Here is a 15,383-nt window from a genome sequence, read left to right as displayed (position 1 = left end):
AAAGAGATTGACTATGGCAGAATTTCCCAACACCGGCAGCGGCAACGGCAAGGCTGAACTGAAGGTCGACCTGCGGCCCACGCTGTTCATCGGCGCCGGCGGCACCGGCATGGAAGTGATGCTGCGGATTCGCCGCCGCATCCTGTCGGAAGTCTGGAACCGCCACAATCCGACCCGGGTCGAATCGATCGCGCAGTTTCCGGTGGCGCGCTTCCTGCACTTCGACCTCGATAACAATGCCATCATCGACGAAGGAAAATCGCAGCGCACCGACCCGTGGTACGAACTGGTCAAGCTGGCCGACGACGAGCGCCTGGTCGAAACCATCGACCTGCCGCAGTATCACGAGTCCGACGACAGCCTGGCCCGCTTTCCGCTGATCGAAAGCTGGATGCCGCTGCGGCCCAAAAAACTGCGCTCGCTCGGGATCGATCCCTCCAAGGGCGCGGGCCAGATCCGCGCGCTGGCGCGCCTGTACCTGTACGACAAATATCCCAAGCTGCGCGGGCGCATCAAGGGCGCGCTGAATTTCTTGAGCAGTAATGCCGGCAACGAGCGCAAGGAAACCTACCAGCGCCTCGGCCTGCAGGTCGATACCTCCAAGTTCCGCATCGTCGTCATCGCCTCCTGCGCGGGCGGCACGGGCGCTGGCAGCGCCATCGACCTTGGCTGGATTTCCAAGGCCATCGCGCGCCAGGAAGTCTCCGACAACCAGGTCGACCTGGTCATGTTCATGCCGTCCGGTTTCGCCAAGGCCAACAAGGAGCGCACCGAGGCCAATGCCTACGCCACCCTGATGGAGCTGGAAACGACGATGCGCGACATGAACGCGCGAGTCGTGTGGGCCGAACCGGACAACCTGGTCGGCAAGGGCGCGCCCTTCGACGACGTGTACTTCGTCGATACCGCCAACCTGGCCAACAAGGCGACGGGCGACATCAAGGATGTCTACCAGATGGTGGCCGACACCCTGTTCGAAGACTTTGCCTCGGCCGATTTTGCCAACCGCAAGCGCTCGATCGCCGTCAACCAGCAGCAGCACAAGCTGGGGCCGTTCAATCCGCGCGTGCCGGAACAGCGCTTCGGCGACATGCGCCTGTCCTACTCCAAGGTGTATTCGGCCTTCGGCCAGGCGGTGCTGGACACCCAGCAAAGCCTGCGCGACGATATCCGCGCCTACGAACTGGCCGCGCTGATGGTCAAGGCGTTCTTCGGACTGATCGGCAGCGACGGCGTGGCGGCGCGCCGCGCGGGCGACCAGGAGCGCGACATCTTCATGCGCGAGCAGATGGCGATGAGCGAGCATCCGTTCGACGAGTTCCCCGATTTTAAGAAGGGCACGGTCGACCAGACCCCGTTCCAGGAATACGCGCTGACCGACCAGCTGCTGATGGACAAGGACCAGCGCTCCTTGCTGGAGCGGGTCGAGAGCAAGGTGCAGCTGGAGATGGACCGCATCATGGCCTCGTACGACCTTGGCGTGTGGCGCGAAAAGGTGGCCGAGCTGCTGCCGCACCTGGAACGCGACGCCATCCGCGAAGCCGGCGCCACGGCCGAAACCAGCGAAGACCGCATCAAGCGCCACACCAGCGAACTGACCACGCGCCTCAAGGGCCGCGCGCGCGCGCAGTTGTACGCGCTGCTCGACGACCGCAAGCAGGGCGGCCTGGAATTCGTGCTCTCGCTGCTGGAACAGATCAAGGCGCGCCTGCTGCAGCGCGACCTGGGCAACGCCGAACGCAATGGCAAGCGCTATCGCGACATCCGCGACGCGCTGCGCACGCGCCAGGTCGAGGAGTCGCTCAACAACCTGTCGCAGGCGGCCAGCCGCCTGTTCGGCAAGGATGCGCAGGCGCGCGAAGTGATGGCCCACCTCAAGCGCGACATCGCCGACTACCTGCGCTTCCACCTGCTGGCGGTGGCGGCCGGCCAGTCGATCGAAGTCATGCGCGCCATGTCGGCCTGGCTGGGCGACCCGCACAGCACCGACGAACAGGGCCAGCCCGTCTGGAGCGGCATCGCCGGCGAATTCCAGGAAGGACGCCGCTGCGTGCACGCCATGCTGGGGGCGGTCGACCAGCGCATCGACCAGCTGCGCGCCGACGCGCGCCACGAACACGCGACCTGCATCAAGCTGGCCAGCGACGTCCTGCCCGAGCCGGTGGCCCTGGGCGGCGACATCCACGCCTGGAGCGAGGAAGTGCTGCTCGAATTCGGCGGTTCGGCGCGCCTGTTCCCGCAACTGGGCGACGACAAGCTGCGCGCCAGCCTGCTGCTCAAACTGTTCCGCCGCGCCCAGACCCAGCTCACCGTGGAAGAACTGGGCGGCGACGAACCGCTCGACCCGCTGCTCGAACGGCTCGGCGCCATGTCGCCGCAGGAGCGCCAGCGCATCTTCGGCGAGTGGCTCAAAAGCGCCATGCCGTGGATGAACGCGCGCTTTTCCGCCGAGTTTACGCCCAAGGCCGACCAGTTCAAATGCTTCATCGGCGTGGGCGACGTGAATGCCTGGCGCAAGATGGAAGCCGAGATCCGCGCCGCCGTGCCGGCCGGCTCCTTCCATGGCGACCTGGTTTCCGTGGTCAATACCGGCATCGCCGGCAAGGCCGTGTGCTACATCGAATTGTCGGGCTTTCCGATGACGGTGCTGCGCGGCCTGCCGACCTGGCGCACCTCGTACCAGATCGAGAACCCCAAGATTCCGACCCACCTGCACTTCGACGCCACGCGCTTCCGCCATCCGATTTCGCCGTCGATGGATGAACTGAACCGCCTGGCCGACGATTACGAGTGGTTCTTGCAGGCCAACGCGCTCGGCGTGATCCGCCGCAAGGGCGACCTGGCCGACCGCGAAGCGTCGTTCCAGCCGCGCGGGCAGTATCTGTTCGAAGTCGAGCCGGGGTCCGGCGAGTGGCTCCAGATCGGCAACGAGTTCGCCATCCGCTCCAACGGCCTGCCGCCGTATTACCGCGAACAGGTCATCGCCGCCGTCCGGCAGCGCCTGGCCTCGCTGGGGCCGCACCAGCTGCTCATGCTGGCTACCCTGATGCGCCACTTCCAGCAGCGCGTCTACGAACCGAAGCTGGAAGTCGACGAAACCGGGGCCCAGCTGCCGTCGCCGTCGCTGCCGAACATCACCGCGCGCCGCCTGTACGAGGAGTGGTTCAAGCGGGCGCGCGCCATGAATCCGGCGCTGTCGTCGCGCGATATCGACGACGCCGCCGTCTCGCTCGCGCAGTGGACCGAACCGGTGCCCGGATCGGCCAGCGATGCCTATGCGTGGGAAGTCGAGCGAGCGGTCGACAAGCGCGCCATTCGCCCCGCTTACCTGGCCAGCGAACAGGAGGCGGCGCAGGCGCTGGCCGCGCGCGCGGTGGCGCCGCCGCTGCAGGCGACGGGCGGACGCTATAAACTGTTCATCGGCGGCGCCCAGCAGGGACCGTATTCGTTCGACGACATCGCGCTGCGCATCGCCCGCGCCGAAGTGGTGGCGCAAACCAAGGTATGGAACATGCAGTGGAATCCCAAGGCCGACAAGTGGAAGACAGCGGGCGAGCTGCCGGAACTGGCCGCGCTCTTCGACGATGCCATCCCGGACCCCGACAACGAGATACCCGATCCGGACTGACGCCATGAATCTGCAAGACCAAGTGATCTACCGCTGCATCCACGCCGCCTGCGCGCGGCCGATGCCGCGCCGGGTCGATTTTTGTCCATACTGCGGCAGCGCGCAGCACGAAGGCGCGCTGCGCCCGGCGCCCGCCGCCGTCACCGAGCCGGTGCAGGCGCCCGTGCCGGCGCCGCCGGTGGCGGAGCAGGCCGCGCCGCCGCCCGACGCACCGGTGCCGGTGCAGGAGGCGCCGCCTGCACCGCCGCCTGTCGCGCCCGCGCCGCCCAAGGCCGTGCCGCGTCCCGCGCCGTCCGGCCCCGCGCTGCGCAAACCGATCCGCCTGCGCTACTGGCTGATCGCGCTCGCCGTGCTGGCGGGGATCTGGTTCACGGCCAAGCCGGAGCCGAAAAAATTCGAGGCGCGCATCGAGCAGGCCACCTTGCAGGCCGAGGACTGCAATATCAGGCAGGCCAGGGCCGAACTGGACGCGCTGCGTAAAGACAAGGCTGGCGACGCCCAGCTAGAGCGCCTGCGCTCCTCGATCGACGCGGCGGCCAGCGCCTGCGAACGCAAACGCGCACGCGCCGCCAAGGCCAAGGCCGCGCCCAAGCGCGACACGCCGGCCGCTCCCGTCAAGCCGGCGGCGCCGGCGCCGGAGCGCGAAGCCGGCCAGTCGGCGCGCAACCTGATCGCCGAAGCGGAGCGCGACATCGCGCAGGGCAATTACAAGGCCGCTTCCGACAAGCTGGAAACCTGCATCGCCATGGTGGAGGGCAGCAGCGAATGCGCCGCCTATAAAAAATACGCCGACCGCCAGCTCAGGGAAAAGCAGCGCTGCGTGGCTGCGGGGCGCGACTGGACCAGCGACCGCTGCATGTGAATGCAATGCATGGCGCATAGTCCGATGTGCTCGTCAGACATGTATCTTTTCTGTAAAGATTGTCAAAGTGCTTGCAGAAATGTTGCTACTTGGTCTAGGATCGACACTTTCCACCTCACCGGAGACGTCGATGGCTCTCAGCAGAATTATTCCATCGCTGGCGCTGGCCTGCGGCGCAGCGTCGGTACAAGCTGCCAGCTTCGACTGCGTGTCGCCCGAGTTTCCCGATAAAACGGTATCGAGCCAGGCCGCGCGCCGCGTCGACGACCAGGTGCGCGCGTGGGAAAAATGCTATGCCCAGTACCGCGCCAGCCACTGGAGCATCGATGCGGCGCGCCAGAACGACGAGGTGGCGGCCGGCGTGGAACGCTGGACGCTGACGCGCGCCAGCGCCACGGCCAGCGCCGCCAGCACGGCGCGTGCGCGCAACGGCGACGCGGCGGCCAGGGTCGCGCGCGGAAAACGCGATCAGCAAGCCATGCGCTTCGTCGAACAGACCCCGGTCGACTACGCGGTCGAACTGCGCTAAACGTCTACGCGCCGGCCGTCAGCGGCCGCATCTCGATCGCGATCCCCGACAGCACCGCATTGCCCGACAAGGGGTCGCGCAGGTTTTCGTCCAGCAGCGCATTCAGGTTGACCCCCGGCCGTTCGGCCGCCACCCGCATCTGCGTCCCCTCCAGGTTGTGGCCCCAGCCATGCGGCAGGCTGACCACGCCCTGCATCATCTGCGCCGACAGCTCCACCTGCACCTCGATCGCGCGCTCGCCGTTGCGGATCTGCGCCATCGCGCCGTCAAGCAGGCCAAGCCGTTCAGCGTCGGCCGGATGGACCAGCGCCGTGCAGCGGTAGGCGCCCTTGGCCAGCACCGGCAGGTTGTGCATCCAGCTGTTGTTCGAACGTAGCTGGCGCCGGCCGACGATGACCAGGTCCGGCGCAGGCGTGCGCAGGTCGGCGGCGGCGCGCGCCAGGTCGTCGAGCAGCACCTGCGGCGCCAGTTCGATCTTGCCCGAGGGCGTGCGCAGCGCTTCGGGGATGCGCCTGCCCATCGGTCCCAGGTCGATGCCGGACGGCGCCGCCTTCAGTCGCGCCAGGGTCAGGCCGTCCGGATGTTTGCCGAACTGGTCGCCGTATGGGCCGCTGCGCAGGGCCAGGTCGAGCATGCGTTCGGCGCCGCTTTGCCCTGCCAGCGCCGCCATCAGCGCGGGCGCCGCCGGTCCGGCCGCGCGCGCCAGGTCTTCCTGCATCTGTTCGTCGTCGAGCGCCGCGATGTCGGCCCTGGCGCCAAGGCCCTTGGCGATGGCGGCGATGCGCATCATGCTTTGCCATTCGTCCGGCTGCTCGCCCGCGCGCGCCAGCACCGGCGCGCTGAAACGCGCGTGATTGCGGTGCGAGAACTGGGTGAAGGTGACGTCGTAATGCGCGTCTTCCAGCGGCGAGGCGCCCGGCAGGATCACGTCGGCGTGGCGCGAGGTTTCGTTCAGGTAGATATCGAGGCTGACCATGAAGTCGAGCTGGTCGAGCGCCTTGGCCAGGCGCGCCCCGTTCGGCGCCGACAGCACCGGATTGGCGGCGATCGCGATGAGCGCGCGCACCTGGCCGGGGCCGGGCGTGTCGATTTCTTCGGCCAGGCAGGTCACCGGCAGTTCGCCCGAGACTTCCGCCGCGCCGGAGACGCGCGAGCGGTAGCGTCCCGTCGTCACGCCGCGCCCGATGCCGGGCGCGCCGCGCGTGTTGGCCGAAAACGCCGCCGCTTTCGGGAACATGGCGCCGCCTTCTTCGTCGAGGTGCCCGGTCAGCACGTTGATCGCATCGATCAGCCACGAACACAGGGTCCCGAATTGCTGGGTGCAGGTGCCGATCCGCCCGTAGATGGCCGCGCGCGGGGTGTTGGCCAGGCTGCGCGCCAGCTGGCGCATGGTGGCCGCGTCGATGCCGCAGCGCGCCGCCACCAGCTCGGGCGCGTACTCGCGCACCGCCGCTTCGAGCTGTTCCAGGCCCACGGTGTGATCCGCCAGGCGGCCGAGGCGCACCAGGTTTTCGTCGAACAGCGCGTGCGCGATCCCGAGCAGGAAGAAGACGTCGGCACCGGGGCGGATGAAGTGGTGGGCGTCGGCCACGTCGGCCGTTTCGGTGCGGCGCGGATCGACCACGACCAGCTGGCCGCCGCGCGCGCGCAGGGCCTTGGCCTTGCCGCGAAAGTCCGGCACCGTCCACAGGCTGCCGTTCGACACCATGGGATTGGCGCCCAGGACCAGCAAAAAGTCGCAGCGTTCGATGTCCGGCACCGGCACCGACAGCCAGCTGCCGAACATCAGCCCGACCGACAGCATCTTCGGCACCTGGTCCACGCTCGACGCCGAGAACATATTGCGCGTGCCGAGCGCGCGCGCCAGGCGCGGGAAGTACAGCATCAGGCTCATTTTGTGCGAGACCGGATTGCCCAGCACCGTGGCCACGGCGTTGGCGCCGCCGGCGGCGATGACGGGCGGCAGGCGGCGTTCGATCTCGGCGTAGGCTTCGTCCCAGCTGGCCGGTTCGAACACGCCGTTGCGCTTGATCAGGGGCGTGCGCAGGCGGTCCGGATCGTCGTGCAGGTCTTTCAGGCCGATCGCCTTGGGACACAGGAAACCGCGCGAGAACACGTCGTTGGCGTCGCCCCGAATGCGCACCACCTTGTTTTCTTCGAGATCGAGTTCGAGCCCGCAGCAGGCTTCGCAAAACGGACAGATACGGTGCGCGACGGCGGCGGGAACGGTGGTCGGGACGGGGGTGGACAAGGTCATGGCGAGCGCTTTCCAAAAAATCGAACGGTCGTGCGATTGTGTGCACTCGTGGCCCAACTGTCAACCGAAATGTCGGGCGCCGGTGTATGCTATAAGGCAACAACAACCGTAGGGGGAAACCATGAAAATCACATCGCTCATCGTCTGCGCCATGATGCTCGCCGCGCTGGGCGGCTGCCAGAAGGACGAGCAGGGCATCGGGCCGGCGCAGAAGGCAGGCGCCAAGCTCGACAAGGCCGGCGAGAACGTCGGCGAGAACCTGAAGGCCAACATCGACAAGGCCGAGGAAGCCGGCAAGAAGATCACCGACGCGGCCAAGGCCACCGGAAACAAGATCGACGAAGCGACCCAGGACGCCAGCAAGGGCCTGGACCAGGCCACCGAGAATGTCGGCAAGAAGGTGGAAGAAGCGGGCGAGAAGATCCAGGAAGCGGCGCGCAAATAAGTCGCGCCTACAGGGCCCGGCGCCAGTCGTCGACAGCGTCGGCGCTCACCACCAGCGCCACCATGTTGGGAAAGCGCTCGAGCATCTGGTCCAGCCAGGGCAGGTCCTGCATCAGCTGGTCGGGGCCGGGCCGCGCCGGCGCGCGCAAGCGTTCCAGCACGCCGCGCCGGTGCGCCAGGTCGGCGTGGCCGCCGGCATTGAACAGCGCCAGTTCGCCGATGGCGCGGTCGACCAGCCATCCGGCCGCGCCGAAGCGCAGCACGCGGCCCCGGTCGGCGGCCCAGTCGAACAGGCTGGCCGCCACCGGCAGCAGGGTCTCGTGGCCCGGCTTCCAGCCGGCCGCCAGCAGGTGCGCCATGACTTCCTCGAACAGGGCGCGCGCGCAGAGGTTGACCATGGCCTCGCTATCGAGGATGCGCTGCATCTCGCGCCGCCACGACGCCTCGTCGCCGGCCGCGTGCGCCTGCGTCAGGCGCGGCAGCACGGCGCGGTACTGCGCAATGGCCAGGTCGCACAGATGCTGCGGGTCGCCCCGCTCCAGGTCCGGCGCCAGCGGCGGCGCCGGCGCGCCGGCCAGCGCCCGCCCGGCCCAGGCCAGCGCCAGTTCGTAGGCCTCGCGCAGGCATTGGAAGCCGGCGGCGTCGTGTTCCTGGTCGATCTGCTTGAGTTCACGCGCATAGGCGCGCCGCACCGAGCGGGTATCGGCGTCCGGGCCCAGGCCCAGCCTGGCGAACGAAAGCTGCGTGCGCGGCATGTCAGACGATGGTCAGTTTCGGCGGCGCCGCCGGGTTCTTCGGTTCTTGGGCGGCGCCCAGCACGATCGACATGTCGACGTAGCCGGCGCCCCAGGCGCGTTCCAGGTCCTGCTCGATGTGTTCCATCGTGGTCTGCTCGAAATTGGCGAAGCCGCGCACGCCGTAGGCGCGGTTGCGCCCGTGCGCCTTGGCCAGGTAGAGCGCCATGTCGACCAGGTTGACGGCGCGCTCCCACGGCAGCGCATTGGTGCCCGGTATCAGCGGAAACGGCGCAAAGCCGATCGACACGTTCACCGACAGCGCCTTGTCCTGGTAGTCGATGCGCTGCTGCGAAATGCCCGACAGCAGGCGGCGCGCGATTTCCTCGACGCCGCTGCGCGGAATGGCCGGCAGGAAGGCGAGGAATTCCTCGCCGCCCCAGCGCACGATCATGTCGGTCTCGCGCAGGATCTCGCGCAGGCTGTCGGCGATGGTTTTCAGCACCGCGTCGCCGGCCGCGTGGCCATGGCTGTCGTTGACGTGCTTGAAGTGGTCGACGTCGAGCAGGAACAGGGCGCCGACGATTTCTTCGCCCGAGGTGCCGGCGCCGCGCTTTTCCACCTGCAGGTGGCTGCGCATGAATTCCTGGAAGTGGCGCCGGTTGTACAAGCCGGTCAGCGGATCGCGCGAGCTTTGCTGCTTCAGTTCGAGGTTCTTGACCTTCAGCTGGGCATTCGCATGGCGCACCTTGCGGTACAGGATGCCGACCACCAGCGCGGCCAGCGCAAACACCACCGCCAGCAGCCACCACACGCGCTGCTGAAGGCGGCGGTTGTCGATCTCGGTCGTCTTGAGCTGGTTCTCGCGGCTTAACAGTTCGATCTGGCGCTGCTTCTTTTCGGTGTCGTACTTTTCCTGCAGTTCCAGCGTGGCTTTCTGGCGCCGCTTTTCGAACAGCTCGTTCGACAGCGCGCGCTCGCGGTGATACGCCTTGACCGCGCCCGCCATGTCGCCGGCGCGTTCGAGCGCGGCGCCGTACTCCATCAGCACTTCCTGCAGTTCCGGCTTGTCGCCGACCTTTTCGTACCAGGCCAGGCCCAGTTCGAAATGGCGCTTGCCCTCGGACAGGCTGCCCAGGCCCAGGTGCGCCTGGCCCAGGTTCAGGTGCGCGGTGGCCACGGTGCTGTCGTCGTTCAGGCGGCGTCCGGCGCGCAAGGCCTGGTTCCCGTACGACAGGGTGCGCGCGTAATCGTGCTGCTTCAGGTAGCTGTCGGAGAGATTGACCAACGTCCCGGCGATCATCGCCTCGGCGCCGATCCGGCGTTCGTATTCCAGCCCCGCCAGCAGGGCGCGCAAGCCGCGCTGCGGCTGGTTGGTGTCGACCGCCAGGCCGTATTCGGTATCCTTCAGGGTCGCCAGGCGCCCCGGCGAATTGGTCTGCTCGGCCAGCGCGGTGGCTTCTTCCAGCGCCTCGAAGCCCTTGTCGTGCTCATTTAACTGGCCGTACAGGATGGCCAGCGAATTGAGGGCCTGGACCTTGGGAATCGGCTCGCCGTGCTGGCGCGCCAGGGTCAGCGCGGTCTGCATCTTGCCCATCGCGGCCGGAAAATTGCCGTCTTCCGCGTAGGCCTGGCCCGAGGTGATCGCCGCCTGCACGCGCAGCACCATGTCGCCGGTGGTGTTGGCGATTTTTTCGCCTTCCCACGCCAGCTGGTGCGACAGGGCCAGCTGGTCCATGCGCGAGACCACGTAGGCCTTGGTCAGCAGGCCCTTGGCGATGACCACATTGTCCCTGGTCTCGCGGCCGAAGGCGATCAGTTCCTCGGCCGCGGCCAGCGCTTCCGGCACCTGGTTCAAGCCGCGCAGGGCCAGGCAGAGCTGGACCAGGAAGTCGGCCTTGGTGCGCACCGGCGCCGCGCGCGCCTCGGCTTCGATCTTGCGCAGTTCGCCGAGGGCCCTGGGCGGCACGTAGCGGTTGATCTCGCGGATCTCCAGCAGGCGCGCATCGAGCACCGGATGCTGGGCATGGGCGAGACCGGACACCAGGCATAGCGATGCCAGCAGCACGCGGACCTTGCGGCCCGACGGGGTGTCTGATAAACCTGCCAACATCACGTTCCTTCATGAGAAAACCGGGTGCTTCCCGAACCGGAAAACTGCGGACAATTATATTCTTGTTGCAGAGCGGAAATCCCGAGGCACACACAGATTGTGCCTGCGAATGCACATTTAAGTGGCAGGCAGCGGTGTTTCGATGACGCTTTGGCATGGAAGTGTTGGTCCGATGCGACGCCCGCGGCGGCAATGGATGAGCGCGATCCGGCAGGGCTGGCGCGTGCGCGAAGCGGCGCGCCAGGCCGGTCTTGATTTCCCTGCAAGCCGATTGATTAATATGTCAGGAAAGACCATGGGCGCGCAGGCAGGCGTGCGCCTGCCTGCGCCCGGCGCGGCTAGACCGCCAGCTGCTGCAGCAGGTACAGGCGCTGATACAGGCCGCCGTCGACCAGCATTAACTGGTCGTGCGAACCGGCTTCGGCAATGCGGCCGTGATTGAGCACCACGATGCGGTCCGCTTCGCGAATCGTCGACAGGCGGTGCGCGATGGCGATGATGGTCACGCGCCCGCGCAATTCGTTCAGCGCTTCCTGCACCACCTGTTCGGTCGCGCTGTCGATGTGCGAGGTGGCCTCGTCGAGCAGCAGGATGCGCGGCTGGCCGGCCAGCGCGCGCGCGATCGCGATCAGCTGCTTCTGGCCGGTCGACAGGCGCGAGCCGCCTTCGCCGAGCGGGGTGTCGTAGCCGTCTTCCAGCGCGGCGATGAAGTCGTGCGCGTGCGCCGCGCGCGCCGCCGTTTCGATGGCCTGCTGCGACAGGCCGCGTCCCATGTCGATGTTCTCGCGCGCCGACGCCGCCAGCAGGAACGGGTCCTGCGGCACCAGCCCCACCTCGGCGCGGAAACGCTCGTTGTCGATGGACGCCAGCGGCTGGCCGTTGACGTCGATCGCGCCGGGACGCGACGGGTAGTAGCGCAGCAGCAGCGACAGCAGGGTCGATTTGCCGCTGCCGGTGTGGCCGACGATGCCGAAGAAGGCGCCCTGCGGCACATCCAGGGTCAGGCCGTGCAGCACGTCCTGGCCCGGCGCATAGCCGAACGTCAGGTCGCGGATGCGCACCGCCGGCGCGTCCGGCGCGGCCGCGTCCAGCGGCAGCGCGCGCCCGGCCGCATGTTCCGGCGCGCCCGCTTCGTCGAGCAGGGTCGACACGCGCGCGGTCGCCACCACGGCTTGCTGCAGGCCGCTGAACTGCATCGTAATCTGGATCATCGGTTCGACCACGCGCGCGATGTAGCTGATGAAGGCGTACAGCACGCCGACTTCGACCGCGTTCATCTCGCGCCGGCCGAAGCTGTAGATCACCACCGCCAGCAGGATCACGTTGAGCAGGTCGAGCGCGGGGCGCAGCAGGAAGGCGTTGGCGCGCAGCTCGGCCAGGCGCGCCTTGTAGTGCGACTCGTTGGTGGCGGCAAAGCGCGCGCCGAAGCGCTTCTCCGCGTTATTCGCCTGCAGCACGCTCATGCCGCCGATCGATTCGGCGATCTGGCCGTTGATGTCGCTGCGCAGGGCGCGCGCGCGGGTCACCGCCGGCGCCGACAGGCGCTGGTATACGAACACGATCACCACCACGGCCGGCACCAGGGCCAGCACGATCAGCATCAGGCGCCAGTCCAGCCAGGCCATGGCGATCATGGTCCCGACCAGCACGATGCTGCTGTCGAGGATCACGAACAGCACCTGGATGTAGAGGGTCTTGACCGCTTCGGTGTCGTTGGTGACGCGGCTGATCAACTGGCCGGTGATGGCGCGGTCGAAAAACGCCATCGGCAGGCGCAGCACATGGCCGAACACCCATTCGCGCAGGCGCTGCACCGAGCGCATGGCCAGCCCCGACAGGCGCACCAGCTGCAGGTAGCGCAGCCAGCTGGCGATCCAGCCGCTTGCCAGCAGGGCGCCGAGCAGCATGGCCATGCGCGGAAAGTCCAGGTGGCGCGGCAGCAGGTGTTCGTCGATCAGGGCCTTGCCGAGGATCGGGCCGATCACTTCCAGGCCGGCCGCGAGGATCAGCCACAGGGTGGCCCACAGCAGATGGCGGCGGTCGGGATGGGCGGCGCGGCGCAGCAGGCCAACGGCTTGCGCGGCTTGCGCGCGCATGTCCTTGGGCGTGGAATCAGATTGCATCGAGGCTGGCCTCCAGTTGTTGATAGCGCCACTGGCTGGCGTACCAGCCGTCGCGTTCGAGCAGGGACTCGTGGGTGCCCGACTCGGTGATGCGGCCGTCGCGCAGCACCACGATGTGATCGGCATTGACCACGGCCGACAGGCGGTGGCTGGCGATGATGACGCTGCGCTCGGGGCGCGCGCGGCGCAGTTCTTCCAGGTGTTCGAGGATGCGCGTTTCGGTGCCGGTATCGACCGCCGACAGGGCGTCGTCGAGCAGCAGCAGGGTGCTGTCGGCCAGCAGCGAACGGGCGATCGCCACGCGCTGGCGCTGTCCGCCCGAGAGGGTGATGCCGCGTTCGCCCACCGGCGTGTCGTAGCCCTGCGGGAAGCGCAGGATGTCCTCGTGGATGGCGGCCATGTGGGCCGCGTGCTCGATCTGCGCGCGCGAGGCGTCGGGCCGGGCCAGCGCGATGTTCTCGGCGATGGTGGCCGAGAACAGGAAGGATTCCTGCGGCACCCAGCTGATCGCCGCGCGCAAGGTCGCCAGGGTGTAGTCGGCCAGCGGCTGGCCGCCCCAGGTGACGGTGCCGGTTTGCGGCGTGGCCTGGCGCAGCAGCACGCGCAGCAGGGTCGACTTGCCGGAGCCGGTCGGTCCCACCAGGCCCAGGGTCTGGCCGGGCGCGACGCTGCACGAGATATCGGCCAGCGCGGGCGTGCCCTGGCCGCTGTAGCTGTAGCCGACCTGCGCGAGCACCAGCGGACCGGCTGCCAGCGTGGCGAGCTTGCCGTGATCGTCCACGGAGAGGGGCGTGTCGAGCAGGGGCTGCACGCGCGCCAGCGCGGCGCGCCCGCGTTCGATGAGGGAGAGCACCCAGCCGGCCGCGAACATCGGCCAGATCAACTGGCCCAGATACATGGTAAAGCTGGTCAGCGCGCCGATGGTCAGCTGGTCTTGCCACACCAGGTAGCCGCCCAGGCCGAGCGTGAGCGCGCTGGCGGCGGTGAGGGTCAGGCCGACCGCCGGCTCGTAGGCGGCTTCCCATTTTTGCGCGCGCAGGCTGGCGTCGGCGGCGTGCGCGGCCAGCTCGCCGAATTGCGCCGCGCTGCGCTGCTCCAGGCCGAGCGCGCGCAAGGTGCGCACGCCCGACAAGGCTTCCTGCACATGGTCGTTCAGGCTCGAAAAACGCTGCAGCGATTCGGTGGCCGCCACATGGATATGGGTGGAGATGCGCCAGAACGCGAACGCCATGAAGGGGAAGGGCAGCAGGGCCACGCAGGCCAGGCGCCAGTCGACGCCGAGCGTCATGATCCCCAGCACCATGACCAGGGTCAGGGTGCCGTCGAAGCCGGCCAGCATGGCTTCGCCGGCCGCCATTTCGATGGCGTCGATATCGTTGGTGGCGAGCGCCATCAGGTCGCCGGTGCGCTGCTTCTGGTAGAAGGCCGGCCCTTGCGCCGACAGGCGCGCGTAAAAGCGCGTGCGCAGTTCGACGCCGAGCTGGTAGGCGGCCGCGAACAGGCGCAGGCGCCAGCCGACCCGCAGCAGGTAGATGGCCACGCCCATGCCGAGCAGTTGCACAAGTCCCAGCAGCAGGTCGTCGCGCGACAGGCTGTGCGCGGCCAGGCCGTCGATCAGCGCGCCGATCTTGCGCGGGATCCAGACGGTGAGCGCCGCCACGCCGGCCAGCATGAAGGCCGACGAAATATAGGAGCGCCAGTGGCGCAGCACGAAGCTGCCGACGAGCCGCGATAATGTCATGACATTCCTTGGATGTTGCGCCCATATGAAAAAACGGGCCGAAGCCCGTCAATTTACTACTTTTGGCAACTTGGCGCAGAGGCCGACCGTGCCCGGCGCCGTGTGCTACTTGCGGCGCGCGCCTTTCGACGGCGAGGTCTCGCCCACTTTGGGGGTGCCCGGCTTGCCCGAATACGGCGCCGGCGGTGGCGTGGCGTCGACCGGCTTGATGCCGGAAACGTCGATCTGGATCGCGTCGTCGGCGGCCAGCGGCGCGGCGGCCGGCGTCTCGTGGGTGGCGCCGGCGACGCTGGCGGCGGCGCGCGCGATCGGCGAGGCCTCGGCCAGCGGCAGCGGATCGACGCCGGTCTCGTGAGCCTGCGCTTCGTCGGCCGCGCGCAGGCTGACGATGATCGGTTCGTCGCGTGCGTCCGGCGCGACGCCGCCGGCGTGTTCGGCAGCGGCTTGGTCGTCGTAATCCTCGCTGTAGTCCTCGTCGTCGGCGCCATGCGCTTCATCGTTGGCGGGTTCGCGCGCCGCGCCTGGCGCGGCCAGCGCCGCGAAGGTCGACGAAGGCGACGAAGGCGACGCATCGGCGCGCGCGCTGCCGGCGATGCCGAACAGGGCGCGGCTGTAGTCGAGCAGGGTATCGAAACTGTCGCGGCTGTGCGCGGTGAGCGCAAACAGGTCGCGCGGATCCTTGGCCGCCAGCAGCTGCTGCAGGGCCGCCGTCGATTTCTCGACGCTGGCGCGGGTGGTCTTCAGGTTCAGGGCAATGAGCTTCTCGGTATTTTCTACGGCTTTGCCGGAGAAATGGCGGAAGGCGTCGAGCTGGGCTTCGAGCTGGGCTTTGCGTGCTGCGGAAAACTGTTCTGGAAGGTTACTCATCTGGGTTCCTTGGAAGTGTTTTATGACGCGCTGCAATATTGCTAAGTCTATCCATGATTGCCTGCCTTGAAAAGCAATTTTTCAA

At 67.9% G+C, this 15,383-nt stretch carries 10 protein-coding genes; 4 read left to right on the top strand and 6 right to left on the bottom strand.

Annotated elements, in window-relative coordinates:
- Nucleotides 1–13 precede the first annotated feature (13 nt).
- The 3 genes from EJB06_RS18895 to EJB06_RS18885 all read left to right on the top strand — a co-directional run bounded on the left by EJB06_RS18895 (nucleotide 14) and on the right by EJB06_RS18885 (nucleotide 5,019).
- Nucleotides 14–3,628 carry a tubulin-like doman-containing protein gene (locus EJB06_RS18895; protein WP_126075556.1) on the top strand — a complete coding sequence of 1,205 codons (3,615 nt, stop codon included), beginning with the start codon at nucleotides 14–16 and terminating at the stop codon, nucleotides 3,626–3,628.
- 4 nt (nucleotides 3,629–3,632) lie between these two features.
- Nucleotides 3,633–4,490: a hypothetical protein gene (locus EJB06_RS18890; protein ID WP_164557965.1), complete on the top strand. Its 858-nt coding sequence runs from the start codon at nucleotides 3,633–3,635 to the stop codon at nucleotides 4,488–4,490.
- 130 nt (nucleotides 4,491–4,620) lie between these two features.
- Nucleotides 4,621–5,019 (top strand): hypothetical protein, encoded by a 399-nt coding sequence (locus tag EJB06_RS18885; RefSeq protein ID WP_126075554.1) that lies wholly within the window; start codon nucleotides 4,621–4,623, stop codon nucleotides 5,017–5,019.
- 4 nt (nucleotides 5,020–5,023) lie between these two features.
- Here EJB06_RS18885 and EJB06_RS18880 read toward each other — a convergent pair whose 3' ends face one another.
- Nucleotides 5,024–7,276 (bottom strand): molybdopterin-dependent oxidoreductase, encoded by a 2,253-nt coding sequence (locus EJB06_RS18880; RefSeq protein WP_126075553.1) that lies wholly within the window; start codon nucleotides 7,274–7,276, stop codon nucleotides 5,024–5,026.
- A 121-nt stretch (nucleotides 7,277–7,397) separates the two neighbouring features.
- Here EJB06_RS18880 and EJB06_RS18875 point away from each other — a divergent pair, with 121 nt between their 5' ends.
- The gene (locus tag EJB06_RS18875; RefSeq protein ID WP_126075552.1) at nucleotides 7,398–7,721 is read left to right on the top strand and encodes a hypothetical protein; all 324 of its coding nucleotides are present in this window, start codon (nucleotides 7,398–7,400) and stop codon (nucleotides 7,719–7,721) included.
- A 7-nt stretch (nucleotides 7,722–7,728) separates the two neighbouring features.
- On the opposite strand, the gene EJB06_RS18870 is transcribed toward EJB06_RS18875, so the two are convergent.
- From EJB06_RS18870 to EJB06_RS18850, 5 genes are all read right to left on the bottom strand, one after another.
- On the bottom strand, nucleotides 7,729–8,475 hold the full coding sequence (locus EJB06_RS18870; RefSeq protein ID WP_126075551.1) for a hypothetical protein: 747 nt from the start codon (nucleotides 8,473–8,475) through the stop codon (nucleotides 7,729–7,731).
- Nucleotide 8,476: 1 nt separating this feature from the next.
- Nucleotides 8,477–10,567 (bottom strand): tetratricopeptide repeat-containing diguanylate cyclase, encoded by a 2,091-nt coding sequence (locus EJB06_RS18865; RefSeq protein ID WP_126075550.1) that lies wholly within the window; start codon nucleotides 10,565–10,567, stop codon nucleotides 8,477–8,479.
- 338 nt (nucleotides 10,568–10,905) lie between these two features.
- Nucleotides 10,906–12,690 (bottom strand): ABC transporter ATP-binding protein, encoded by a 1,785-nt coding sequence (locus EJB06_RS18860; RefSeq protein WP_126075549.1) that lies wholly within the window; start codon nucleotides 12,688–12,690, stop codon nucleotides 10,906–10,908.
- A complete protein-coding gene (locus EJB06_RS18855; RefSeq protein WP_126075548.1) occupies nucleotides 12,680–14,431 on the bottom strand; it encodes an ABC transporter ATP-binding protein in 1,752 nt (583 codons plus the stop codon). The genes EJB06_RS18860 and EJB06_RS18855 overlap by 11 nt, the downstream gene beginning before the upstream one ends.
- Before the next feature lie 105 nt (nucleotides 14,432–14,536).
- Nucleotides 14,537–15,298: a phasin family protein gene (locus EJB06_RS18850; RefSeq protein ID WP_126075547.1), complete on the bottom strand. Its 762-nt coding sequence runs from the start codon at nucleotides 15,296–15,298 to the stop codon at nucleotides 14,537–14,539.
- Between the last annotated feature and the right edge of the window lie 85 nt (nucleotides 15,299–15,383).

This window comes from Massilia atriviolacea (assembly GCF_003953935.1).
Lineage (GTDB): Bacteria > Pseudomonadota > Gammaproteobacteria > Burkholderiales > Burkholderiaceae_D > Telluria_A > Telluria_A atriviolacea.
This window is presented reverse-complemented; position numbering and strand designations above follow the sequence as displayed.

Excerpts from the sequence above, each read along its gene's own strand:
- EJB06_RS18860 (WP_126075549.1), bottom strand. The coding sequence starts at position 12,690 with ATGCAATCTGATTCCACGCCCAAGGACATGCGCGCGCAAGCCGCGCAA.
- EJB06_RS18850 (WP_126075547.1), bottom strand. The coding sequence starts at position 15,298 with ATGAGTAACCTTCCAGAACAGTTTTCCGCAGCACGCAAAGCCCAGCTC.
- EJB06_RS18885 (WP_126075554.1), top strand. The coding sequence starts at position 4,621 with ATGGCTCTCAGCAGAATTATTCCATCGCTGGCGCTGGCCTGCGGCGCA.
- EJB06_RS18875 (WP_126075552.1), top strand. The coding sequence starts at position 7,398 with ATGAAAATCACATCGCTCATCGTCTGCGCCATGATGCTCGCCGCGCTG.
- EJB06_RS18870 (WP_126075551.1), bottom strand. The coding sequence starts at position 8,475 with ATGCCGCGCACGCAGCTTTCGTTCGCCAGGCTGGGCCTGGGCCCGGAC.
- EJB06_RS18890 (WP_164557965.1), top strand. The coding sequence starts at position 3,633 with ATGAATCTGCAAGACCAAGTGATCTACCGCTGCATCCACGCCGCCTGC.
- EJB06_RS18855 (WP_126075548.1), bottom strand. The coding sequence starts at position 14,431 with ATGACATTATCGCGGCTCGTCGGCAGCTTCGTGCTGCGCCACTGGCGC.
- EJB06_RS18880 (WP_126075553.1), bottom strand. The coding sequence starts at position 7,276 with ATGACCTTGTCCACCCCCGTCCCGACCACCGTTCCCGCCGCCGTCGCG.
- EJB06_RS18865 (WP_126075550.1), bottom strand. The coding sequence starts at position 10,567 with ATGTTGGCAGGTTTATCAGACACCCCGTCGGGCCGCAAGGTCCGCGTG.
- EJB06_RS18895 (WP_126075556.1), top strand. The coding sequence starts at position 14 with ATGGCAGAATTTCCCAACACCGGCAGCGGCAACGGCAAGGCTGAACTG.